Origin of the sequence: Ruegeria sp. A3M17, assembly GCF_003318255.1 — a bacterium.
In the GTDB taxonomy this organism is placed as follows: Bacteria; Pseudomonadota; Alphaproteobacteria; order Rhodobacterales; family Rhodobacteraceae; genus Ruegeria.
The window spans coordinates 30,158-47,649 of sequence record NZ_QOCF01000027.1 but is presented as its reverse complement, the minus strand read 5'-3'; the positions used below and the strand labels follow the sequence as shown (position 1 = coordinate 47,649).

At 55.7% G+C, this 17,492-nt stretch carries 16 protein-coding genes; 10 read left to right on the top strand and 6 right to left on the bottom strand.

Annotated features, from left to right (window positions below; all coding sequences use genetic code 11):
• Positions 1-30: 30 nt before the first annotated feature.
• From DS906_RS14115 to DS906_RS14090, 6 genes are read left to right on the top strand one after another with little or no spacing between them, the layout of a single operon-like run.
• Positions 31-993 carry a cytochrome ubiquinol oxidase subunit II gene (locus tag DS906_RS14115; protein WP_233494798.1) on the top strand — a complete coding sequence of 321 codons (963 nt, stop codon included), beginning with the start codon at positions 31-33 and terminating at the stop codon, positions 991-993.
• Positions 990-3,080 carry a cbb3-type cytochrome c oxidase subunit I gene (locus tag DS906_RS14110; protein WP_113790777.1) on the top strand — a complete coding sequence of 697 codons (2,091 nt, stop codon included), beginning with the start codon at positions 990-992 and terminating at the stop codon, positions 3,078-3,080. Before DS906_RS14115 ends, DS906_RS14110 begins: the two co-directional genes overlap by 4 nt.
• Positions 3,077-3,709 (top strand): cytochrome c oxidase subunit 3, encoded by a 633-nt coding sequence (locus DS906_RS14105; protein WP_113790776.1) that lies wholly within the window; start codon positions 3,077-3,079, stop codon positions 3,707-3,709. The genes DS906_RS14110 and DS906_RS14105 overlap by 4 nt, the downstream gene beginning before the upstream one ends.
• Positions 3,702-4,028, top strand: coding sequence for a cytochrome o ubiquinol/quinol oxidase subunit IV (locus DS906_RS14100; protein WP_113790775.1), 327 nt, complete (start codon positions 3,702-3,704; stop codon positions 4,026-4,028). The genes DS906_RS14105 and DS906_RS14100 overlap by 8 nt, the downstream gene beginning before the upstream one ends.
• A 33-nt stretch (positions 4,029-4,061) precedes the next feature.
• Positions 4,062-5,042, top strand: a complete 981-nt coding sequence (locus DS906_RS14095; protein ID WP_113790774.1) for an HlyD family secretion protein — start codon at positions 4,062-4,064, stop codon at positions 5,040-5,042.
• Complete coding sequence (locus tag DS906_RS14090) at positions 5,039-6,562, top strand: DHA2 family efflux MFS transporter permease subunit (RefSeq protein ID WP_113790773.1); 1,524 nt, start codon at positions 5,039-5,041, stop codon at positions 6,560-6,562. The genes DS906_RS14095 and DS906_RS14090 overlap by 4 nt, the downstream gene beginning before the upstream one ends.
• On the opposite strand, the gene DS906_RS14085 is transcribed toward DS906_RS14090, so the two are convergent.
• Together DS906_RS14085 and DS906_RS14080 are read right to left on the bottom strand one after the other, a co-directional pair.
• Entirely contained in the window at positions 6,559-6,921 is a 363-nt protein-coding gene (locus tag DS906_RS14085) for a CrcB family protein (protein ID WP_113790772.1), read from the bottom strand. The genes DS906_RS14090 and DS906_RS14085 overlap by 4 nt on opposite strands.
• The gene (locus DS906_RS14080; RefSeq protein WP_233494797.1) at positions 6,918-7,409 is read right to left on the bottom strand and encodes a CrcB family protein; all 492 of its coding nucleotides are present in this window, start codon (positions 7,407-7,409) and stop codon (positions 6,918-6,920) included. Before DS906_RS14080 ends, DS906_RS14085 begins: the two co-directional genes overlap by 4 nt.
• A 132-nt stretch (positions 7,410-7,541) precedes the next feature.
• On the opposite strand from DS906_RS14080, the gene DS906_RS14075 reads away from it, so the two are divergent.
• The 3 genes from DS906_RS14075 to DS906_RS14065 are packed head-to-tail and all read left to right on the top strand — an operon-like array spanning position 7,542 to position 11,647.
• Positions 7,542-9,122 carry an FMN-binding glutamate synthase family protein gene (locus tag DS906_RS14075; protein WP_113790771.1) on the top strand — a complete coding sequence of 527 codons (1,581 nt, stop codon included), beginning with the start codon at positions 7,542-7,544 and terminating at the stop codon, positions 9,120-9,122.
• A 60-nt stretch (positions 9,123-9,182) separates the two neighbouring features.
• The gene (locus tag DS906_RS14070; RefSeq protein WP_113790826.1) at positions 9,183-9,722 is read left to right on the top strand and encodes an RNA polymerase sigma factor; all 540 of its coding nucleotides are present in this window, start codon (positions 9,183-9,185) and stop codon (positions 9,720-9,722) included.
• A complete protein-coding gene (locus DS906_RS14065; protein WP_113790770.1) occupies positions 9,719-11,647 on the top strand; it encodes a VWA domain-containing protein in 1,929 nt (642 codons plus the stop codon). The genes DS906_RS14070 and DS906_RS14065 overlap by 4 nt, the downstream gene beginning before the upstream one ends.
• 42 nt (positions 11,648-11,689) lie before the next feature.
• On the opposite strand, the gene DS906_RS14060 is transcribed toward DS906_RS14065, so the two are convergent.
• From DS906_RS14060 to DS906_RS14045, 4 genes are read right to left on the bottom strand one after another with little or no spacing between them, the layout of a single operon-like run.
• Positions 11,690-12,340, bottom strand: a complete 651-nt coding sequence (locus DS906_RS14060; RefSeq protein WP_109310978.1) for an ABC-type transport auxiliary lipoprotein family protein — start codon at positions 12,338-12,340, stop codon at positions 11,690-11,692.
• Positions 12,337-13,653 carry an MlaD family protein gene (locus DS906_RS14055; RefSeq protein WP_113790769.1) on the bottom strand — a complete coding sequence of 439 codons (1,317 nt, stop codon included), beginning with the start codon at positions 13,651-13,653 and terminating at the stop codon, positions 12,337-12,339. Before DS906_RS14055 ends, DS906_RS14060 begins: the two co-directional genes overlap by 4 nt.
• Positions 13,654-13,658: 5 nt before the next feature.
• Positions 13,659-14,474, bottom strand: a complete 816-nt coding sequence (locus DS906_RS14050; RefSeq protein WP_113790768.1) for an ABC transporter ATP-binding protein — start codon at positions 14,472-14,474, stop codon at positions 13,659-13,661.
• Between the two features lies 1 nt (position 14,475).
• Positions 14,476-15,600 carry an MlaE family lipid ABC transporter permease subunit gene (locus DS906_RS14045; protein WP_058277195.1) on the bottom strand — a complete coding sequence of 375 codons (1,125 nt, stop codon included), beginning with the start codon at positions 15,598-15,600 and terminating at the stop codon, positions 14,476-14,478.
• Positions 15,601-15,896: 296 nt separating this feature from the next.
• Here DS906_RS14045 and DS906_RS14040 point away from each other — a divergent pair, with 296 nt between their 5' ends.
• Positions 15,897-17,429, top strand: coding sequence for a sulfatase-like hydrolase/transferase (locus DS906_RS14040; RefSeq protein ID WP_113790767.1), 1,533 nt, complete (start codon positions 15,897-15,899; stop codon positions 17,427-17,429).
• Positions 17,430-17,492 lie beyond the last annotated feature (63 nt).

Sequence of the window (17,492 nt, the reverse complement as noted above, 5' to 3'; positions counted from 1 at the left end):
CGAGAGATTGCTTTAGAAGGACAATCAGGCGTGGCCCTATTCCGAATGTCACCAAAGGCGATTCAAGTTTTGATTGCCGCTGCGGCTTTCTCTGCTACGGCGCAAGCTGTCTGTGCAAGTGACAGTTTCATGGACCCACAAGGTCCGATTGCCGCTGTCCAAAAAGTGCACCTTTTCCGCGCAACTGTCCTGATCCTATTGGCGGTTATTCCGGTTCTTGTTCTGGTGCCGCTGATTGCCTTTCGGTATCGCCGACGCAAAGAAGGCGGAGCCATATACCGGCCCAAGTGGGATTTCTCCGGTCCGTTGGAGTTCGTTATGTGGGGCGTGCCGGTCCTGATTGTTGCTCTGCTGTCTTTCTATCTGTGGAAGGCGACTCACCGATTGGACCCATATTCGGATCGCTTTGGCGAAATGCCTGCGCTGAACGTTCAGGTCGTCGGATTGGATTGGAAATGGCTGTTCATCTATCCTGACCTAGGCATCGCCAGCGTCGGAGAACTTGGCATCCCCGTAAAACAGCAAGTCGCAATGACGCTGACGACCGATACCGTGATGCAGTCCTTTATGATCCCTGCTTTGGCAGGCCAGATTTACGCAATGCCCGGTATGACTACGGAATTGCATGTCGTGTCGGATGTAGCTGCAACAATGCAAGGCGAGAACACCCAGTATAACGGGCGCGGGTTCACCAAACAGAAGTTCCAAACAGTTGCCATGTCCGTCGGGGAATTCAACGAATGGGTCGACAAGGTGCGCAGCAATAGCATTCCGTTGAACGGCGAAAACTATCGCATATTGGCCATGCGGACGGATCGGGACGAGGTGCAGGCCGCGTTGGGAACCGCGCAAATGCCAGATAACGCGTTGTATTTCACGCTGGAGGACAGCAACCTGTTTCATTCAATTGTGCATCGGTATCACGGCAGCAATGCTCTGACCGCCGACCAGCAGCCAGGGACGGTAGAATTCGGGCAGGAGGCGCAGCAATGACCACCAATGGTTCCGGCTTCTTCGGCCGCCTGAATTGGGACGCGTTTCCGATTACAGGGCTTATTCAGAATCCCAACACGAACGAGATTGTCGCCAACACTGCCGCTGCGATTGTGATCGTCGGGGTCATCGTCGTCGTCGGATCATTGACGTGGTTTCGCCTTTGGGGGCTTTTGTGGCGTGATTGGCTAACCAGTGCGGATCACAAGAAGATCGGCATTATGTACATCGTCTTTGCAATCGTCATGCTGGCGCGTGGTGTTTTGGAAGGCGTTGTAATGCGGGCGCAGCAGGCGGCCGGTCCAGGCGATGGATTTCTTGAGGCCGAGCATTTCGCCGAACTATTTAGTACCCATGGCACGATCATGATCTTCTTCGTCGCCGTTCCGTTTGTGTTTGGGCTGGCGAATTTCCTGATCCCGCTGATGATCGGTGCGCGCGATGTGGCCTTTCCTGTGATGAACCAGATCAGCCTTGGTCTGACCGTCTCAGCCGGAATGATGCTGATGGTATCGTTGGTGGTGGGCGAGTTTTCGACCGGCGGCTGGACAGCCTATCCGCCATATACCGGTGCGGCGTTCAACCCCGGTGTCGGTCCGGACTATTGGATCTGGGCCATTGTCGTCTCTGGTGTCGGAACAACACTGACGGGCATCAATTTTGCTGTCACGATCTATAAGCTGCGCGCGCCTGGCATGAAATTCATGCGGCTGCCGATGTATTGCTGGACAATCATCTGTAGCTCGATCCTGATCGTCTTTGCCATGCCGCCTCTTGGCGTTGCCGCACTAATGCTGGCAGCGGACCGATATCTGGACTTTCATTTTTTCACCAACGATCTTGGCGGCAACATGATGAACTATGCCAATATGTTCTGGCTGTTCGGTCATCCCGAGGTCTATTTGCTGGTTCTGCCGGCCTACGGTATCTACTCTGAGGTTTTCGCAACATTCTCGGCCAAGCGCCTGTATGGCTACAACTCACTGGTTATCGCCACCATGTCGATTGCGGTGTTGTCGTTCACCGTCTGGCTGCACCACTTCTTCACCATGGGTCAAAGCGCGCTAATCAACGCCGTGTTTGGCATCGCGACAATGCTGATCGCTATCCCGACCGGCGTGAAAGTCTATGACTGGATGGCTACCTTGTTCCGAGGGCGTATCCGGTTTTCGGTGCCGATGCTATATGGGTTATCTTTCTTGATGCTGTTTGTCATCGGCGGGCTTTCCGGTGTGATCCTCGCCAACCCAACAGTGGACTATCAGGTCCACAACACGCTGTTTCTTGTCGCCCACTTCCACAATGTGCTGTTGCCGGGCGTGCTGTTCGGATTGCTTGCCGGATACAACTATTGGTTCCCCAAAGCTTTCGGGTTCCGCCTGAACGAGTTTTGGGGCCGCGTCTCGGTTGCTCTGTGGACTGGCGGGTTCATGCTTACTTTCCTGCCGCTGTATTTCGTCGGGCTGATGGGAATGCCACGCAGGTCATTCAGTTGGGAGGATCCCAGTTTCCACCCGTACATGATCGTCGCAGTCGTCGGCGCGTTGATCATATTGGCGGCTTTGCTGTCGGTAGTCGTGCAACTGTGGGTCAGTATCCGTGATCGGGAAAAGGCACGCGTTCCGGTTGGTGATCCGTGGGATGCGCACACGTTGGAATGGTCGATCCCGGCCCCGCCTCCTTCCTACAATTTTGCCATCATCCCCCATGTGACCGATCGCGACAATTTCGCTGCCGCGAAAGAGCGCGGCAACGCGTACCCGTCGCCTGATGCCTATGAGGATATCTCGGTTCCGCTGAACACTGGCATTGGGTTCAGTCTCTGCGTGCTCAGCGGGGTTTGGATGTTTGCGCTGGTCTGGTGGATCTGGTGGCTGGCGGCGCTGGTGACAATCTTTATGCTCGCGACCTTTATCGCATGGACGTTCAAAGCCGAAACAGAACGGGTCATTCCGGCGGAAGAGGTGCGCAAGCAGCACGAAGCCTGGTTGGATCTGGTTCACAGCTCTACGCCTGTTGACCGCGATCACGAAACAGCCCCGGAAAATCGCGGGTTGGCCCGCCCTGATCTGGAGGCCGTGACATGAAACGCGCGCCCACCCACAGCTATCCCGGTCTGAACCTTGGGCGGCGGCATGCAAGTGCCGACAAGGCAAGCGAAGTCGTTACCTTCGGGTTTTGGGTCTTTTTGATGAGCGATCTGGTCTATTTCGGGCTGATGTTCGCGATCTACATCACGATGATCGACGCACAGGCCGGCGGACCGGGGCCGCACGAATTGTTCGACCTGAAAAGCATCTTTGCCCAGACGCTGATCCTTTTGACCAGCAGTCTTACCGTTGGTCTGGCGATGCTTGCGCTCAAATACAACCTTCCGCGGTGGCGGATCGTATTCTGGTTCTTCGTAACACTGGTTCTTGGTCTCAGTTTTCTGGTTCTGGAAATACGCGACTTCATGTCGATGGCCGCAAAGGGCGGTATCCCACAGCGCAGTGGGTTTTTGTCCGCATTCTATGGGCTGGTGCCTTTACACGGTCTGCACGTCACGGCCGGGTGCATCTGGTTGATCGTGCTGGGTATTCAGCTACGAATTTTTGGCCTGACCGATCTGCTGATGTCACGCGTGGTGCGGCTAGCGCTATTCTGGCACTTTCTGGACCTGATATGGATAGGCATCATCACGATCGTTTACTTCGGAGGGCTGACCTATGGATAAGCGCAGCGAGATGCATCGCCGCGAGCGTCGCCGCTATGTAATCGGTTATGGTGGGTCGCTATTGTTGACCTTTGCAGTATTTGGGATCGCCTACCGTTACGGCATTGAGACAAAGGGCGTTTACCTTGCAATCAGCCTGCTTGGGTTGGCTCAGCTGATCGTACAACTGGTCTATTTCCTGCATATCGACAGACGCCGCAGCAGTCGCGAAGATCTGGATCTTATCCTGTTTTCCACGATGGTGCTGCTGATCATCATTCTTGGAACTGTTTGGATCATGGGTAATCTGGCGGTTCGGATGCACACGTTTCCAATGTGACGTCTGGCAGAGTTGAACGAAGGGGGCCGGTTCATGAAATCTCTTAAGGTCGTTGGTGCGGTGGTCATCTCGGGCGCAATTGCCGCTGGCCTTTTCTTGTACTGGCGCCATCAGGAACGTTACCCTTCGACCGATGACGCCTATGTGGGGGCGAACATCATATACGTGGCACCACAAGTCACCGGTCAGGTTGCCGAAGTGCTGGTGATTGAGAACCAGCCGGTCAAAACCGGGGACTTGCTGTTCACAATCGACGATACGCAATTCAAAGCTTCGGTCGATCAGGCCAAGGCCAACCTCGACAGCGCGGTGCAGCAGGCGCAGTCTTACGGTACGCAGATCGCGGCTGCACAAGCGGTGGTCGACAGCACGCAGTCGGCCTACAACACCGCCCAAAGCAATCTGGAACGTGCTAAGGCCCTGTTTTCAGATGGTGATATTGCACAAGCATCACTGGATCAGTCGAGTTCGGAATTTGCGCGCGCCGCGGCGCAGCTTACCACAAGCCAATCCGCTCTATTGGCCTTGCAAAGCGGTCTAGCGGCAAAACAGGATGATATTCTGTCATCGCAAGCCCAAGTGGAAATTGCGCAGGCAAATCAAAATTGGACCAAGATCTTTGCATCGGCAGATGGATGGATCGCTAACCTGACACTCAGACCTGGATCTTCGGTTTCAGCCAACGCACCGCAGTTTTCCATCGTCGAGTCGTCTGATTGGTGGGTAGACGCCAATTTCAAAGAGACTTCTCTGCCGCGCATTCGTCCGGGGCAGCCCGTCACTGTCAAGATCGACTTGTTACCGGGCGTGACCCTGACGGGCAAAGTTGCGTCAATCGGGCGGGGGTCGGGGGATACGTTCTCGCTTTTGCCGTCCGAGAATGCCAGTGGCAATTGGGTTAAGGTCACGAAGCGGTTTCCGGTGCGGGTTGAACTTGATCCTACGGATGCCCCATTGCGTGTAGGTGGCAGTAGCAAGGTGACCGTGGATACCACACCGCAGGCCCAAAAATGACATCCCCGGCAGCAGGCCACATCAATCCGGTGATTGTGGTTGCTGTTGTCCTTAGCGCTATTCTTGAGGTGCTCGACAGTACAATCGTCAATGTTGCGCTGCCCCATATTCAGGCGGCATTCGGCGCAACAACCGATCAGGCCACGTGGATACTGACTAGCTATATCGTGTCGGCCGTTGTGATCATGCCACTGACGGGCTTTGTCGCCCGCCGTGTCGGCCGTCGACGTCTGATCCTGACCGCTGTGACCGGGTTCGCGACGATGTCGGTCATGTGTGGCCTGTCCTGGAGCCTTGAGACCATCGTCGCCTTTCGCCTGGCCCAAGGCATGTTCGGGGCGTTTCTGATCCCGTTGTCCCAATCCATTCTTTTCGACGCCTACCCCCGCGAAAAACGTGGGCAGGCGATGGCGGTCTTCGGTTTGGGAGTCGTCGTAGCCCCGGTGTTGGGGCCCACAGTAGGGGCTATCCTGACCGAATATTTCTCGTGGCGGATGGTATTTTTCGTGAACTTGCCGGTAGCCGCGATGGCACTGCTTTTGTTGGCCGGAGAGTTGCCAGACGACGAAACCGAAGAGGTTCGCATCGATTGGAAAGGCCTTGCCCTTCTGGCCATTGGCATAGGCTGCCTGCAATTTGTTCTGGATCAGGGAGAGACCAAGGACTGGTTGTCATCGCGTGTCATTCAGGTTGCCCTCATCGCGTCGGTTTTGGGCGCGTTTGGGTTCATCATTCACGTGCTGACCACGGAAAAGCCGGTTGTCGATTTGCGTTTTTTCGCGGACCGCAATTTCGCGCTGTGCAATCTGGTTATCGCCGGATTTGCCATTTCCCTGTTCGGAGGTATCGCGATCCTGCCGACTTTCGTTCAGAACTTGCTGGACTATCCAGTCATCACATCGGGTCATCTGTTTATCCCACGAGGGGTCGCCGCCGGGCTGTCGATGGTCTTGACCGGCGCTGTTTTGGTAACGCGTTTCGATCCGCGCGTCCTGGCGGGGCTGGGTATGCTTTTGACGGCTGTCAGCAATTTCATGATGGGGGCGCTCAACATGGATGCGGGATTTTGGGAGCTGGCCTGGCCAGGGGCAGTAAGCGGTCTGGGAATGGGGCTGGTTTTTGTACCAATGTCGATATTGGCCTTCGAAAGCATCTCCAAATCGCGGCAGGACGAGGCATCCGGCCTGTTCAATGTGACCCGTCAGCTTGGCTCATCGGTTGGAATTTCCTTGGTCGGAACTTGGGTTGTTCGGGGCCTTCAAACAAACACGGCTGTGCTCAGCCAAAACGTGACGCCCTATAACCCGGCCGCGCAAGCCTATCTTGCTCCACTGAACCTGACACCGGACAGTGCGCAGGGGGCAGCTATTCTGGGACAGGAAATTGCTCAGCAGGCTGAACTGATCTCATATCTGACAGTCTTCAACAATCTCGGGCTTTTGGCATTGGCGACCATTCCGCTGCTGTTCTTTTGCAAAGCACCTAAACCTGGAACGCAGGCGTCAGTGCCTGCACATTAACGCATCAGAAACAGGCCAAATACCAAGGCCGCCCAGCATATTCCCAAACTAAGCACAATGTTGCCCGCCGCCAGCGCGATGGTCCGCTCGCGTCTGAGTTCCAGGGACTGGTAGGCAAAACTGGAAAAAGTCGTGAAGCCACCACAAAAGCCGAAGACCAGGCGTTTTTGTTCTTCGCCCATCTCTATTGATCCGCCGAGATAGCCGATCCACAACCCCAGCAGCAGGCTACCCAGAACGTTTACAATCAGGGTCGAAAACGGCAGGTCATGAACAATCCGCAGAGCGATCCAGTGGCGCAAAACAGCCCCTAAACCGCCGCCTAACCCGAACATCGCGTGCAGGAACAATTCGCTCATTCAGTCGCCCTCGGCGGATGAAAGCGCCTTCCGATAGCCTCACCCAGAATGGCAGCGGCCAGCCCCACCGCGATTTCTAACGCGGCGGCCGAAGCCGCAACCCAGATGTTGGACAATGCCAACCGCTCCAATTCCGCAACAAACGAGGAAAAGGTCGACAGGCCGCCACAAAAGCCGACAGCTCCAAGATGCAGCACATGGGCATGGACGCGGTTTCGCACCGAATACAGCCACCCCAGTATGAAGCAGGCCACGATATTGATGCCAAAGGTCTGCGTCAGAAATCCGGCATGCGGTATGCTCACCGAGAATAACTCGCGCAGCAGCGACCCAACTGCGCCACCAATGAACACGGCTCCGAACATCAATGCCGTGGTCCGAACATGCGTTCGTTTCTGTGTCACAGCCTGCCGTCCTGCACCTATCCCGTTTCTTCGGGCATAATAGCTGACGTTACCCAGATCAACCGTGACCAATGTCCGCGCCACATTTCACATCTTCGCCCGATTACGTGAAGGCGGGCACAATCGCTTGCAATCTAACAGCGATTTGGCCCACGTTTGGCGAACACCTCGCCTGCTACAGCAGGCCGGAAAACACGCGACCTTGGGAGAGCACGAATGATTGTACGCAGACTCTATTACTTCATTGCATATGTGTGTCTGCCGCTGACCCTGTTGTGGGGTTTTTTCTGGCCACCCGCCCATTGGTTGCTGGTGGTGCTCATTCCATATGCCGTGATCGGCCTTTACGACATGCTGACGACCAAGCATAACGTGCTGAACAACTATCCGGTTCTGGGGCATTTCCGGTATATGCTGGAGTTCGTCAGCCCGGAAATCCGACAGTATTTTGTGGAAACCAACGAAAGCGGCCGCCCTTTTAACAGGATCGTACGATCGCTTGTCTACTCGCGTGCCAAGGGACAGGTGGATACACAGGCCTTTGGTACGCAGTACGACGTCCTGTCAGTCGGATATCATCGTGCCAACCACTCGCTGGCGCCCAAACATGTGGATGAAAGCGAAGAACGGATCCTACTGGGCGGTCCGCAATGTACGCAGCCATACAGCGCCTCGCGGCTGAATGTATCCGCCATGAGCTTTGGGGCGCTCAGCGCCAATGCGATCCGGGCCCTAAATGGCGGGGCCAAGGACGGGGGATTTGCGCATAACACCGGGGAAGGCGGTCTGTCCCCACACCATCTGGCCGAGGGTGGCGACATCATTTGGCAGATCGGAACAGGCTACTTTGGTTGCCGCACGCCCGAGGGTGGTTTTGACAAGGACCTGTTTGCCGAAAAGGCAAAAAAGAACGTTGTCAAAGCGATTGAAATCAAGCTGTCGCAGGGGGCCAAGCCGTCGCATGGCGGGGTGTTGCCTGCCGCAAAAGTGGATCAGGAAATTGCCGAAATTCGTGGCGTGCCCGAGCATCAGGACGTGATATCCCCGCCCACCCACTCTGCCTTCGAAGGCCCGACCGGTCTGATCCATTTTGTGCAGCATCTGCGGGAAATGTCTGGCGGCAAACCAATCGGGTTCAAGCTGTGTATTGGCAGGCCGTCCGAATTCATGGCGATTTGCAAGGCGATGATTGAAACAGGCATCCTGCCGGACTTCATCACAATTGACGGTGCCGAAGGCGGTACCGGTGCCGCCCCGGTCGAATTCACCAACCGTTTGGGCATGCCGCTGAACGAGGCGCTGATATTCGTCAACAATTGCCTGCGCGGTGTCGGTTTGCGCGACAAAATCCGGATCATCTGTTCGGGCAAGGTAGCCACCGGCTACGACATGGTCGAGAAATTTGCGCTGGGGGCGGACATGTGTAACGCAGCGCGCGCGATGATGTTTGCCGTGGGGTGCATTCAGGCGCTGCATTGCAATACGAACCGCTGCCCGTCCGGCGTTGCCACACAGGACCCGATACGGGGCAGGGCGGTCAATGTTCCCCAAAAACGCCAGCGCGTACACCGCTTTCACGATGCGACATTGGAAAGCTTCCGCGAACTTTTGGGCGCTATGGGCAAAGACAAGGTGTCGGACCTTCACCCGGTAGATATCCGCCGCCGCACGGCAGACGAGCGGGAACGGTCTTATGCCGAACTCTATACCCTTATTGACGAGGGCGTTTTGTTGACCGACACCATTCCGTCCGACTACGCGGCCGATTGGAAACTCGCCTCGGCCGCCCGCTTTTAATTTTTTGGCTATTTCGCCAAGGATTGACGTTTTCGATCCGTCATACTCAGTGTGATGCGTATGAAAACATCGGATGAGGACTTGGCCAGGGCCGCCGCGGACGGGGACGCTGATGCGTTTGCGACCCTGTTGCAACGCCATTACGACCGGGTCTTTCGTCTGGCTTTCCGTCTGACCGGACGGGCTGATCAGGCCGAGGATCTGACACAGGATATCTGTGCGGCGCTGCCCGCCAAAATCGCGGGCTTTCGGGCGCAGGCCAAGTTCACGACCTGGCTTTATCGCGTTGTCGTCAACGCGGCTGAGGACGCTCGGCGCCGCCAGGCAAGTCGCAGTCGCGCTGCCGCAGGGTGGGGTGATGTGGAGCACATGCGGCGGGCAGAGGCGACAGAAACAGCCCAAGCAATGGATTGGTTGCAGCGCGCCATGCGGTCTCTGCCACTCGATTTGCAAGACACACTGGCCCTGACATTAGAGGATGAAATGACACACGCCGAAGCTGCTGCAGTTCTGGGTGTGTCCGAAGGCACCGTGTCCTGGCGCATGTCCGACATTCGCAAACGTCTGCGCGCCCTGCGACAAGAGGAATTGGCACCATGACCGATGATCTTGATGACTTCAAAGCCTTGATGGATGCTGCGACGCCGGCACCAGATGCCGAACGACGGGCGCAAAACTTGAAACTGGCTCAGAAAAATTTTGCACACAGCCAAGGATCGCATGCTGCGATGCGTCCGACTGTTAAGCGAGGCCCAATGGCCCGCATGACAGAAGGAGCGAAATCCATGTTGAATGCTTTGTCCCATCGCGGCGCCCTAACCGCGACAACCGCAATTGCCGCTGTTGCGCTGATCATGTTCGTGCCGCAATCCCGCGACATCGTTGTGCAGCCCCTATCGCGCAGCGAAAGCCCTGTGCCCGCACCCGAAGCAGATTCTGCCGCATTGGAAGAACCCGTCGTTGAGGCCCCGGTCGTAGTTGAAGAGTATGCCGCGCCCGTGCGATCCAAAGCGGCCGCCCCTCAGCAAGGCGTTTCGGGCTTGGTTGCTGAAAACACTGCGCGACTTGGCGTCGCCTCGGGCGATGCCACTCATATGATGGGTGAACCAGAGGTGGGATTTCTGCCCCTCCCGGATACCGAGGCGTTTTCAAACGCTGAAGCCAATCCTCTGAAAGTCACCAGTCAAGAGCCTGTTTCCACCTTTTCAATTGACGTTGATACGGCCTCATATTCGATCGTCCGGTCCTCTCTTATGCGCGGTCAGCTTCCACCCAAGGATGCCGTCCGTGTCGAAGAGATGGTAAACTATTTTCCTTACTCGTACCCCGCACCAGAAGGGGATGCGCCATTCCGGCCGACGATCACTGTAACACCGACGCCCTGGAATGAGGGCACTCAACTTGTGCATATCGGTATCCAAGGGGCATTGCCGCAGATTGAGGACCGACCACCGCTTAATCTGGTCTTTCTGATCGATACCTCGGGATCGATGCATGATGCCAACAAACTACCACTGTTAAAACAATCGTTCCGTTTGATGCTGTCAGAGTTGCGAGATGAGGACGAGGTCTCGATCGTGACTTATGCCGGTAGCGCGGGGCAGGTTCTGGAACCCACCGCGGCCGTGGAACGAGACAATATCCTTGGCGCGCTCGACCAGCTGGAGGCAGGCGGCTCGACCGCAGGTCAGGCCGGGTTGCAACAGGCATATCAGGTAGCCGAAAGCATGAGCGCCGACGACGAGGTTACGCGCGTCATCCTGGCAACGGATGGGGATTTCAATGTTGGCTTGTCTGATCCTGATACGCTGAAAGACTTCATAGCAAATAAACGCGACAGCGGTACGTTTCTGAGTATATTGGGTTTTGGGCGGGGTAATCTGGACGATGCTACGATGCAGGCGCTTGCCCAGAACGGAAACGGACAAGCCGCGTATATCGACACGCTGAGCGAGGCGCAAAAAGTCCTGGTGGACCAGTTGACCGGCGCGTTGTTTCCAATCGCCAACGACGTCAAAATCCAGGTCGAGTTCAACCCGTCGCAAATCGCCGAATATCGCCTGATAGGATACGAGACGCGCGCGTTGCGTCGGGAAGATTTCACCAATGACAAAATGGACGCCGGCGATATCGGTGCAGGTCACTCGGTCACGGCGATTTACGAGGTCACGCCTGTTGGTTCAAACGCCATCCTGAACGACCCGTTGCGCTATGGTGCCCAAGCGGTACGCGATCGTTCGGATGAGATCGGGTTCTTTAAGCTGCGTTACAAAATGCCCGGCGCGGACCTGAGCCAGTTGATCGAACAGCCCATTGCGGCGACGCAAGGTGAGGTCACTGATGATGTCCGCTTTTCCTATGCCATCGCCGGTTTCGGGCAGTTATTGCGCGGTGCAGAATATCTGGGGAACTGGTCCTACGACGACGCGATCGGATTGGCAAACGCTGCGCGTGGCGAAGATCCTTTTGGGTACAGGGTCGAAGCTGCCACGCTCATGCGGCTTGCGCAAACGTTGTCAAGGTAACAGCGGCAATGGGGCGCTGCGTTGGGCAGCGCCCGTGTCCCGTCAATACGATCTTTGGTTGTTGGCCGCATGTGTGTTGATCCGGCGCACGCTCCACTCTACGGCGTCGCGCATGGTCCTGCCCAAAGCATCGTCAAAGGCTTTCACAAGGTCAGGCGTCGCATCGCTGGCAGAGGCAACAACTTCCCGAAATGAACTGGACGCGATGATCTTGTCTTCGAATTCATCAATGATCTTAATGTTCATGCGCACTTCAACGCGGATGGTTTTTGTCCCCTCAACATCGCTGACAACGAACCCCTGAAATTCGCGCAGGTCCGGAACGATGACATAATCGGCGCGCAGGCCCACGGTTGAGCGACCAACAGCGGCCACCTTGCCGCTGTTTTCATAGCTTTCGACCAACAGCGCCTGTACGATAAGCGGTGCACGGTCGACCCATCTGGCGCGCGGTAGATACTGCACCTGCAATGGGGTCGGCTGAATAGCGATCTGATCGGTATTGACCGCCGCCGTTGCAGTTGGTTCCTGTACAACGATTTGTTTCTGTACACGCGGCAAAGAAGACGAAAAGGTGCTTTTCGGCGTCAAAAGATACAGATCGTTTGGCTTGGATGCCTGCCTCAGCGTGCCCAACCCGGTGCACGCGCCCAGCGACCCCAACGCCAGAACCAAAAGAAACAGCCTGATCATTGGCGAAACTCCGAAGCTTGGGTTCCCAGTAAGAAGCGTGCCGGGTCACGTTCGACCTTGTCCACCAGCCGATCCAGGCTGATTACCAATCGTTGCGACTCTTCTACGAAACGTGTGAATTGCGGCAGGCCGACGCGGAGGAAGTCGGACAATTGCCGTCGGTTGTCCTGAACGATGCCGTCGATGGTGCCCAGCAACTCGGACGCCGATCGCGATGCATTGAGGATATCTGCCGAAATTTCGTCCAACTTGCTTGTGACATTAGACACCGTCGAGGCGACCTGATTGGCCGCATTGCGGATATCGTCCATGACTGCACCGACGTCTTTGTTGATGACCTCATTGGCCGAGTCAAAAGCGCGTTCCGCAGAAGCCAATGTGGTGTTTGCTGTATCCATCGCTGCCGTGATCGACCCCAGTGTTTTGTTTGCATTTACAAAGGTCTCGGTCGCGGTCGCCAAGGCAACGCTGCCTTCGTCAGACAGGCCGGTCAGGCGTTCTGCCAATGTCGAGGCCCGATCGATAAATGGTTTCACGTCGTCCTGTATTATGCGATCGGCGGTTTCGATTGTAGTCTTGGCGCTGTTCAGTGTTTCTGTCGCGGACTCGGATGCAGTTTTTACGCTTTTGAGTGTGTCTGTCCCTGTCGTCAGGGTGGTTTCGGCTGTATCGGCCAATTTATCAAGCCGCGTTGTAAAGTTGCCCAGTTGCTTGGCAGCGCTACCAAGGTCGGTGGACAAGCTTTCAAAATCTGTCAACGTTTTGTCCAGCCTACCGGATGCAGAAGCCAGATTGTCCAATATTTCGCTGACGGATTGGCGGTTCTTGTCGTCAACGACCGAATTCAGACTCTCAAGCAAGGTAACCGCCTCATCCAGAACTTTCGGGGCGCCTTCGAACAATGATTGAATTGCGCTGCGTTTGCTTTTGATAACGCTGTTTTCGGGCAAGGGTTTGTCACCGCTTTTGCCACCCGTCAGCTCAACATAACTTACGCCTGTGACACCCAGAGATTGTAGCTGCGCGATGGTATCTTCGGTGACGGGTATGTCGGCATCAACTTCAATCTTTACGCGAACCTTTGACGGATCGTCCTCGTCCAGGTTCAACGAGATCACCTGACCAACGGGCAAGCCATTGAAACTTACGCCACCTGCGGAGGAGAGGCCCGATACGTTTTCGAACAGAACGTCATAATATGCGTATTGGCGCGACACCTCGAATTTCGCGAGCCATAGGAAAAACCCGAAGGCACCAAGGATGCCCGCAATTGTGAACGCGCCAATCAGGATATAGTTTGCCCGGGTTTCCATAGCCTTTACCTGTCCTGCCCCTTCTCTTGCGCCGCGCGGGCCCGGGGGCCGGTGAAATACTCTTGAACCCAAGGATGGTCGACTTTGGTCATTTCTTCAATCGGACCTTCAACCAGAACCCGTTTTTCTGCGAGCACTGCGACCCTATCGCAAATGGCATAAAGACTATCGAGGTCATGCGTAACCATAAAGACGGTCAAGCCTAAAGCATGCTGCAATTCACCGATCAACTCGTCATACGCAGCCGCGCCGATTGGGTCGAGGCCCGCGGTTGGCTCGTCCAGAAATACGATCTCGGGGTCCAACGCCAAGGCGCGGGCAAGGGCGGCGCGTTTGCGCATCCCTCCGGACAATTCGGAAGGCAATTTACCGCAACTTAGTTGCGGCAATCCGACAAGGCTGATCTTCAGGTTGCCAAGCGCGCACATCAGGCTTTCGCTCAACCCTGTATGTTCGCGTAGCGGGGCCATCACGTTCTTCAAAACCGTCAGTGAGGAAAACAAAGCCCCGTCCTGAAAAGCAACACCCCAGCGGCGCTCGATCCGGCGGCGTTCCTGCTCTGGGCCGTTCAATACGTCGACACCCAGCACCTCGATACTGCCCGCCGCGGGTCTGTTCAGGCCCACAATCGTGCGCAGCAGAACCGATTTGCCAGTTCCCGATCCGCCGACAATGCCCAGAACTTCACCACGCCAAACGTCCAGATTTAGGTTCTGATGTACAACTTGCGGACCGAACTGGTTTGTAAGATTACGAACGCGGATCACCGCTTCGCGCTGAGCGCCTGTATGGGATGTCCGTTCCAGCGTCGTGCCGTCCATCTCAGACCTCCATCACCGAAAAGAAGATCGAGAACAAAGCATCCAAAGCGATCACCAGAAAGATGGATTGCACAACCGAAGCCGTGGTTCGTTGCCCGACGGATTGGGCAGACCCCTTGACCTGCATTGCCTGCCAGCAAGCAATAACGCCGATGACCAAGGCGAAGAAGGGGGCCTTGATCATGCCGATGGCGAATTGCCAAATACCGGTGTTTTCTTTAAGACGCGTGACGAACATGCCGGGGCTGACACCCAGATCAATCCAACTCATCAATCCGCCGCCGATCAGGGCGGCAAGGTCGGCGATAAAGCCAAGGATCGGCAGCATGATCAAAAGGGCAACAACACGCGGGATCACCAACACCTCGATTGGGTCCAAACCCAACGTGCGCATTGCGTCGATCTCTTCCTGAACCTTCATCGAGCCAATTGAGGCGGTAAAAGCCGAGCCTGAACGCCCCGCAACGATGATCGCTGTCAGCAAAATGCCGAGCTCACGCAAAACTGAGATCGAAATCAGTTCGACCACGAAAATCTCGGCGCCGAACTGCTTTAGCTGGGTCGCGCCCTGAAAGGCCAATACGACGCCGATCAGGAACCCCATAAGAGCAACGATCGGGATAGCCTTGAGGCCGGTCTCTTCCATTTGCGAGACCAAGGCCGCTTTGCGCAGACGGCGCGGCATTAGAATTGTACGGACAAGGCGATGCAGCGTCAGACCTAGAAAGCCTAGCAGGGATAACATGTCTTTTCCGGCCTGGGCGGTGCGTTCCCCGACACTTGCGACCCAGTCGGTAAAACTGCGCTTTTCAGTTGCCACACCGGGGTCGTCGGGAATGTTTTCCGCCACAGTCTCTAAAAGAGCGGAATGAGCGGGCTTTAACCCTTCATAATGTACGTTTGCGCCACTTGCCTTTGCGCGCCGCGCAACATCGGCAATTAGCCATGCGCCACCGGTATCCAGTGCTCCGACCTTCGAAAGATCGACAGTTAGTTCGTTACTGTCTGCTCGAAACCCTTCAAACGCCTTTTCGACCATGTCCAGGGATTGAGTCACCAGATCACCCGAAACCCGCAGGTACACGCCGTTGGCGTCACGGTCCGACTGTATCACTGGCTGCGTCATGAGCGTATGTGATGGCAAAGGACATTGACCTGCAACGGATTTTTGCGAACTACGTTGTATTTCTTGCCGCTCAATAGCGTCTAAGTGACATCTCCAGACACCAAAACCATCGTTGTGGTTGGTTTTGCGCTCAACTATGCCGGCCGGTGCAAGTTCATTTCAAAAAAATCTGTTGCTTCTGTTGCAAAGGTGCGCGGTGCGAAAATCCGATGGCTCGTGACTCAGGTGTTGCGGGGTTCTGCGAACCAAGACAGAGTTCGCTCTGGCGCCACTAACGTGGAATCAGGGAGAGCGAAATGCGGCACGCTAAGAATGTTTTGTTCATCATCATAGATCAGTTGCGCGCCGACTGTCTGAACGGCGCTTTAGCGGCCCATGTCGATCTGCCAAACCTGCGTGCATTCATGGACGAGGCGGTGACTTTTGACCGGCATTTTTCGGTGACCAACCCCTGTGGCCCTTCGCGTGTGTCAATCCTAACCGGGCAATATGCGATGAACCACCGGTCGGTTCGCAATGGAACCCCGTTGCGGCATGATACCCCGAACATCGCGACCGAAATGCGCAAAGCTGGCTACCTGCCCATGCTGTTTGGATACACGGATACATCCGCCGACCCTAGGGTTCATGACCACAACGATCCGATCCTGAAATCCTATGAACACCCAATGGCTGGGTTTCATGAGGTCCTCGAAATGCGGTTGGAGGAATCCTATCCTTGGCGCGGACATCTGATGCAAAAGGGTTTTGCGTTCGAAGACTACTGGGATGTTCACAAGCCGGTCGCGCCGGATGGGGTTGATCCCCGGTTGAATGACCCGGCGATGTATCGGGCTGAAGACAGTGATACAGCCTTTCTGACGGATGTGTTTCTGAACAGCATGGCGCCTTATGTTGGCAAAAACTGGTTTGCCCATCTGACCTATATTCGACCTCATCCGCCTTTGGTCGCCCCGGCACCCTACAACGATATGTATGACCCAGCGACCTTGCCCCGACCCGAAGGGTTCTCTGATCCGATGGATGAACGGGCGATGCACCCGTTTATTGGCCCGACAATTGACAATACGTCCGCCGGTGACTTTGTTCTGGGCTTTGACGGGGTTGAGCCGACGCTTGAAAACATCCAAACGCTGCGCGCCGTTTATCTGGGCCTTGCGACCGAGGTTGACCATCACATCGGGCGTGTCGTCCAGTTCCTGAAGGATAGTGACCAATACGACAACACGATGGTTGTCATCACTGCGGACCACGGAGAGATGTTGGGCGACCGACACAGCTGGGGCAAGATGGCGGTCTTTGACGCCGCCTATAAAACGCCATTGATGATTAGGGACCCCAACAATCAATCGCATGCCGGGTCGGTGATCTCGGTACCGACGGAATCCATCGACATAACGCCGACTATATTGGATTGGATCGGCCAGCCGATCCCAAATTCCATGGACGGCCGGTCGTTACTGCCGCTGATGCAAGGGCAAATCCCCGACGATTGGCGCACATATTCCTTCAGCGAATTGGATTTTGCCGAACCCGAGCAGCCAACAATCTGGCAGCAGGTTTTGGGGACGGGTAACAGCGACTCGTGCCTTGGCATCCTGAGGGATGAGCGTTTCACTCTGGTCGAATTCGCCGCAGACCTTCCGCCCATGCTGTTTGATCAGCAGGATGGTGGAGAATTGCGGAACAAAGCAAATGATCCCGAATATATGTCGGTCTTGATGAGCCTATCCAGACAAATGTTGCGCCATCGCATGCAAAATATGGATCATACACTGTCCCTGGATTCCATTACTGCGGATGGTCCCAAGACCAAATCCAGGTATTGAACGCAAAATATGTGCGACCCGTTTTTCCAACCTGTCGCGCTGTTGCCCTCTACACCTGTAGCA

Excerpts from the sequence above, each read along its gene's own strand:
- DS906_RS14110 (WP_113790777.1), top strand. The coding sequence starts at position 990 with ATGACCACCAATGGTTCCGGCTTCTTCGGCCGCCTGAATTGGGACGCG.
- DS906_RS14105 (WP_113790776.1), top strand. The coding sequence starts at position 3,077 with ATGAAACGCGCGCCCACCCACAGCTATCCCGGTCTGAACCTTGGGCGG.
- DS906_RS14100 (WP_113790775.1), top strand. The coding sequence starts at position 3,702 with ATGGATAAGCGCAGCGAGATGCATCGCCGCGAGCGTCGCCGCTATGTA.
- DS906_RS14095 (WP_113790774.1), top strand. The coding sequence starts at position 4,062 with ATGAAATCTCTTAAGGTCGTTGGTGCGGTGGTCATCTCGGGCGCAATT.
- DS906_RS14090 (WP_113790773.1), top strand. The coding sequence starts at position 5,039 with ATGACATCCCCGGCAGCAGGCCACATCAATCCGGTGATTGTGGTTGCT.
- DS906_RS14085 (WP_113790772.1), bottom strand. The coding sequence starts at position 6,921 with ATGAGCGAATTGTTCCTGCACGCGATGTTCGGGTTAGGCGGCGGTTTA.
- DS906_RS14075 (WP_113790771.1), top strand. The coding sequence starts at position 7,542 with ATGATTGTACGCAGACTCTATTACTTCATTGCATATGTGTGTCTGCCG.
- DS906_RS14070 (WP_113790826.1), top strand. The coding sequence starts at position 9,183 with ATGAAAACATCGGATGAGGACTTGGCCAGGGCCGCCGCGGACGGGGAC.
- DS906_RS14065 (WP_113790770.1), top strand. The coding sequence starts at position 9,719 with ATGACCGATGATCTTGATGACTTCAAAGCCTTGATGGATGCTGCGACG.
- DS906_RS14060 (WP_109310978.1), bottom strand. The coding sequence starts at position 12,340 with ATGATCAGGCTGTTTCTTTTGGTTCTGGCGTTGGGGTCGCTGGGCGCG.
- DS906_RS14055 (WP_113790769.1), bottom strand. The coding sequence starts at position 13,653 with ATGGAAACCCGGGCAAACTATATCCTGATTGGCGCGTTCACAATTGCG.
- DS906_RS14050 (WP_113790768.1), bottom strand. The coding sequence starts at position 14,474 with ATGGACGGCACGACGCTGGAACGGACATCCCATACAGGCGCTCAGCGC.
- DS906_RS14045 (WP_058277195.1), bottom strand. The coding sequence starts at position 15,600 with ATGACGCAGCCAGTGATACAGTCGGACCGTGACGCCAACGGCGTGTAC.
- DS906_RS14040 (WP_113790767.1), top strand. The coding sequence starts at position 15,897 with ATGCGGCACGCTAAGAATGTTTTGTTCATCATCATAGATCAGTTGCGC.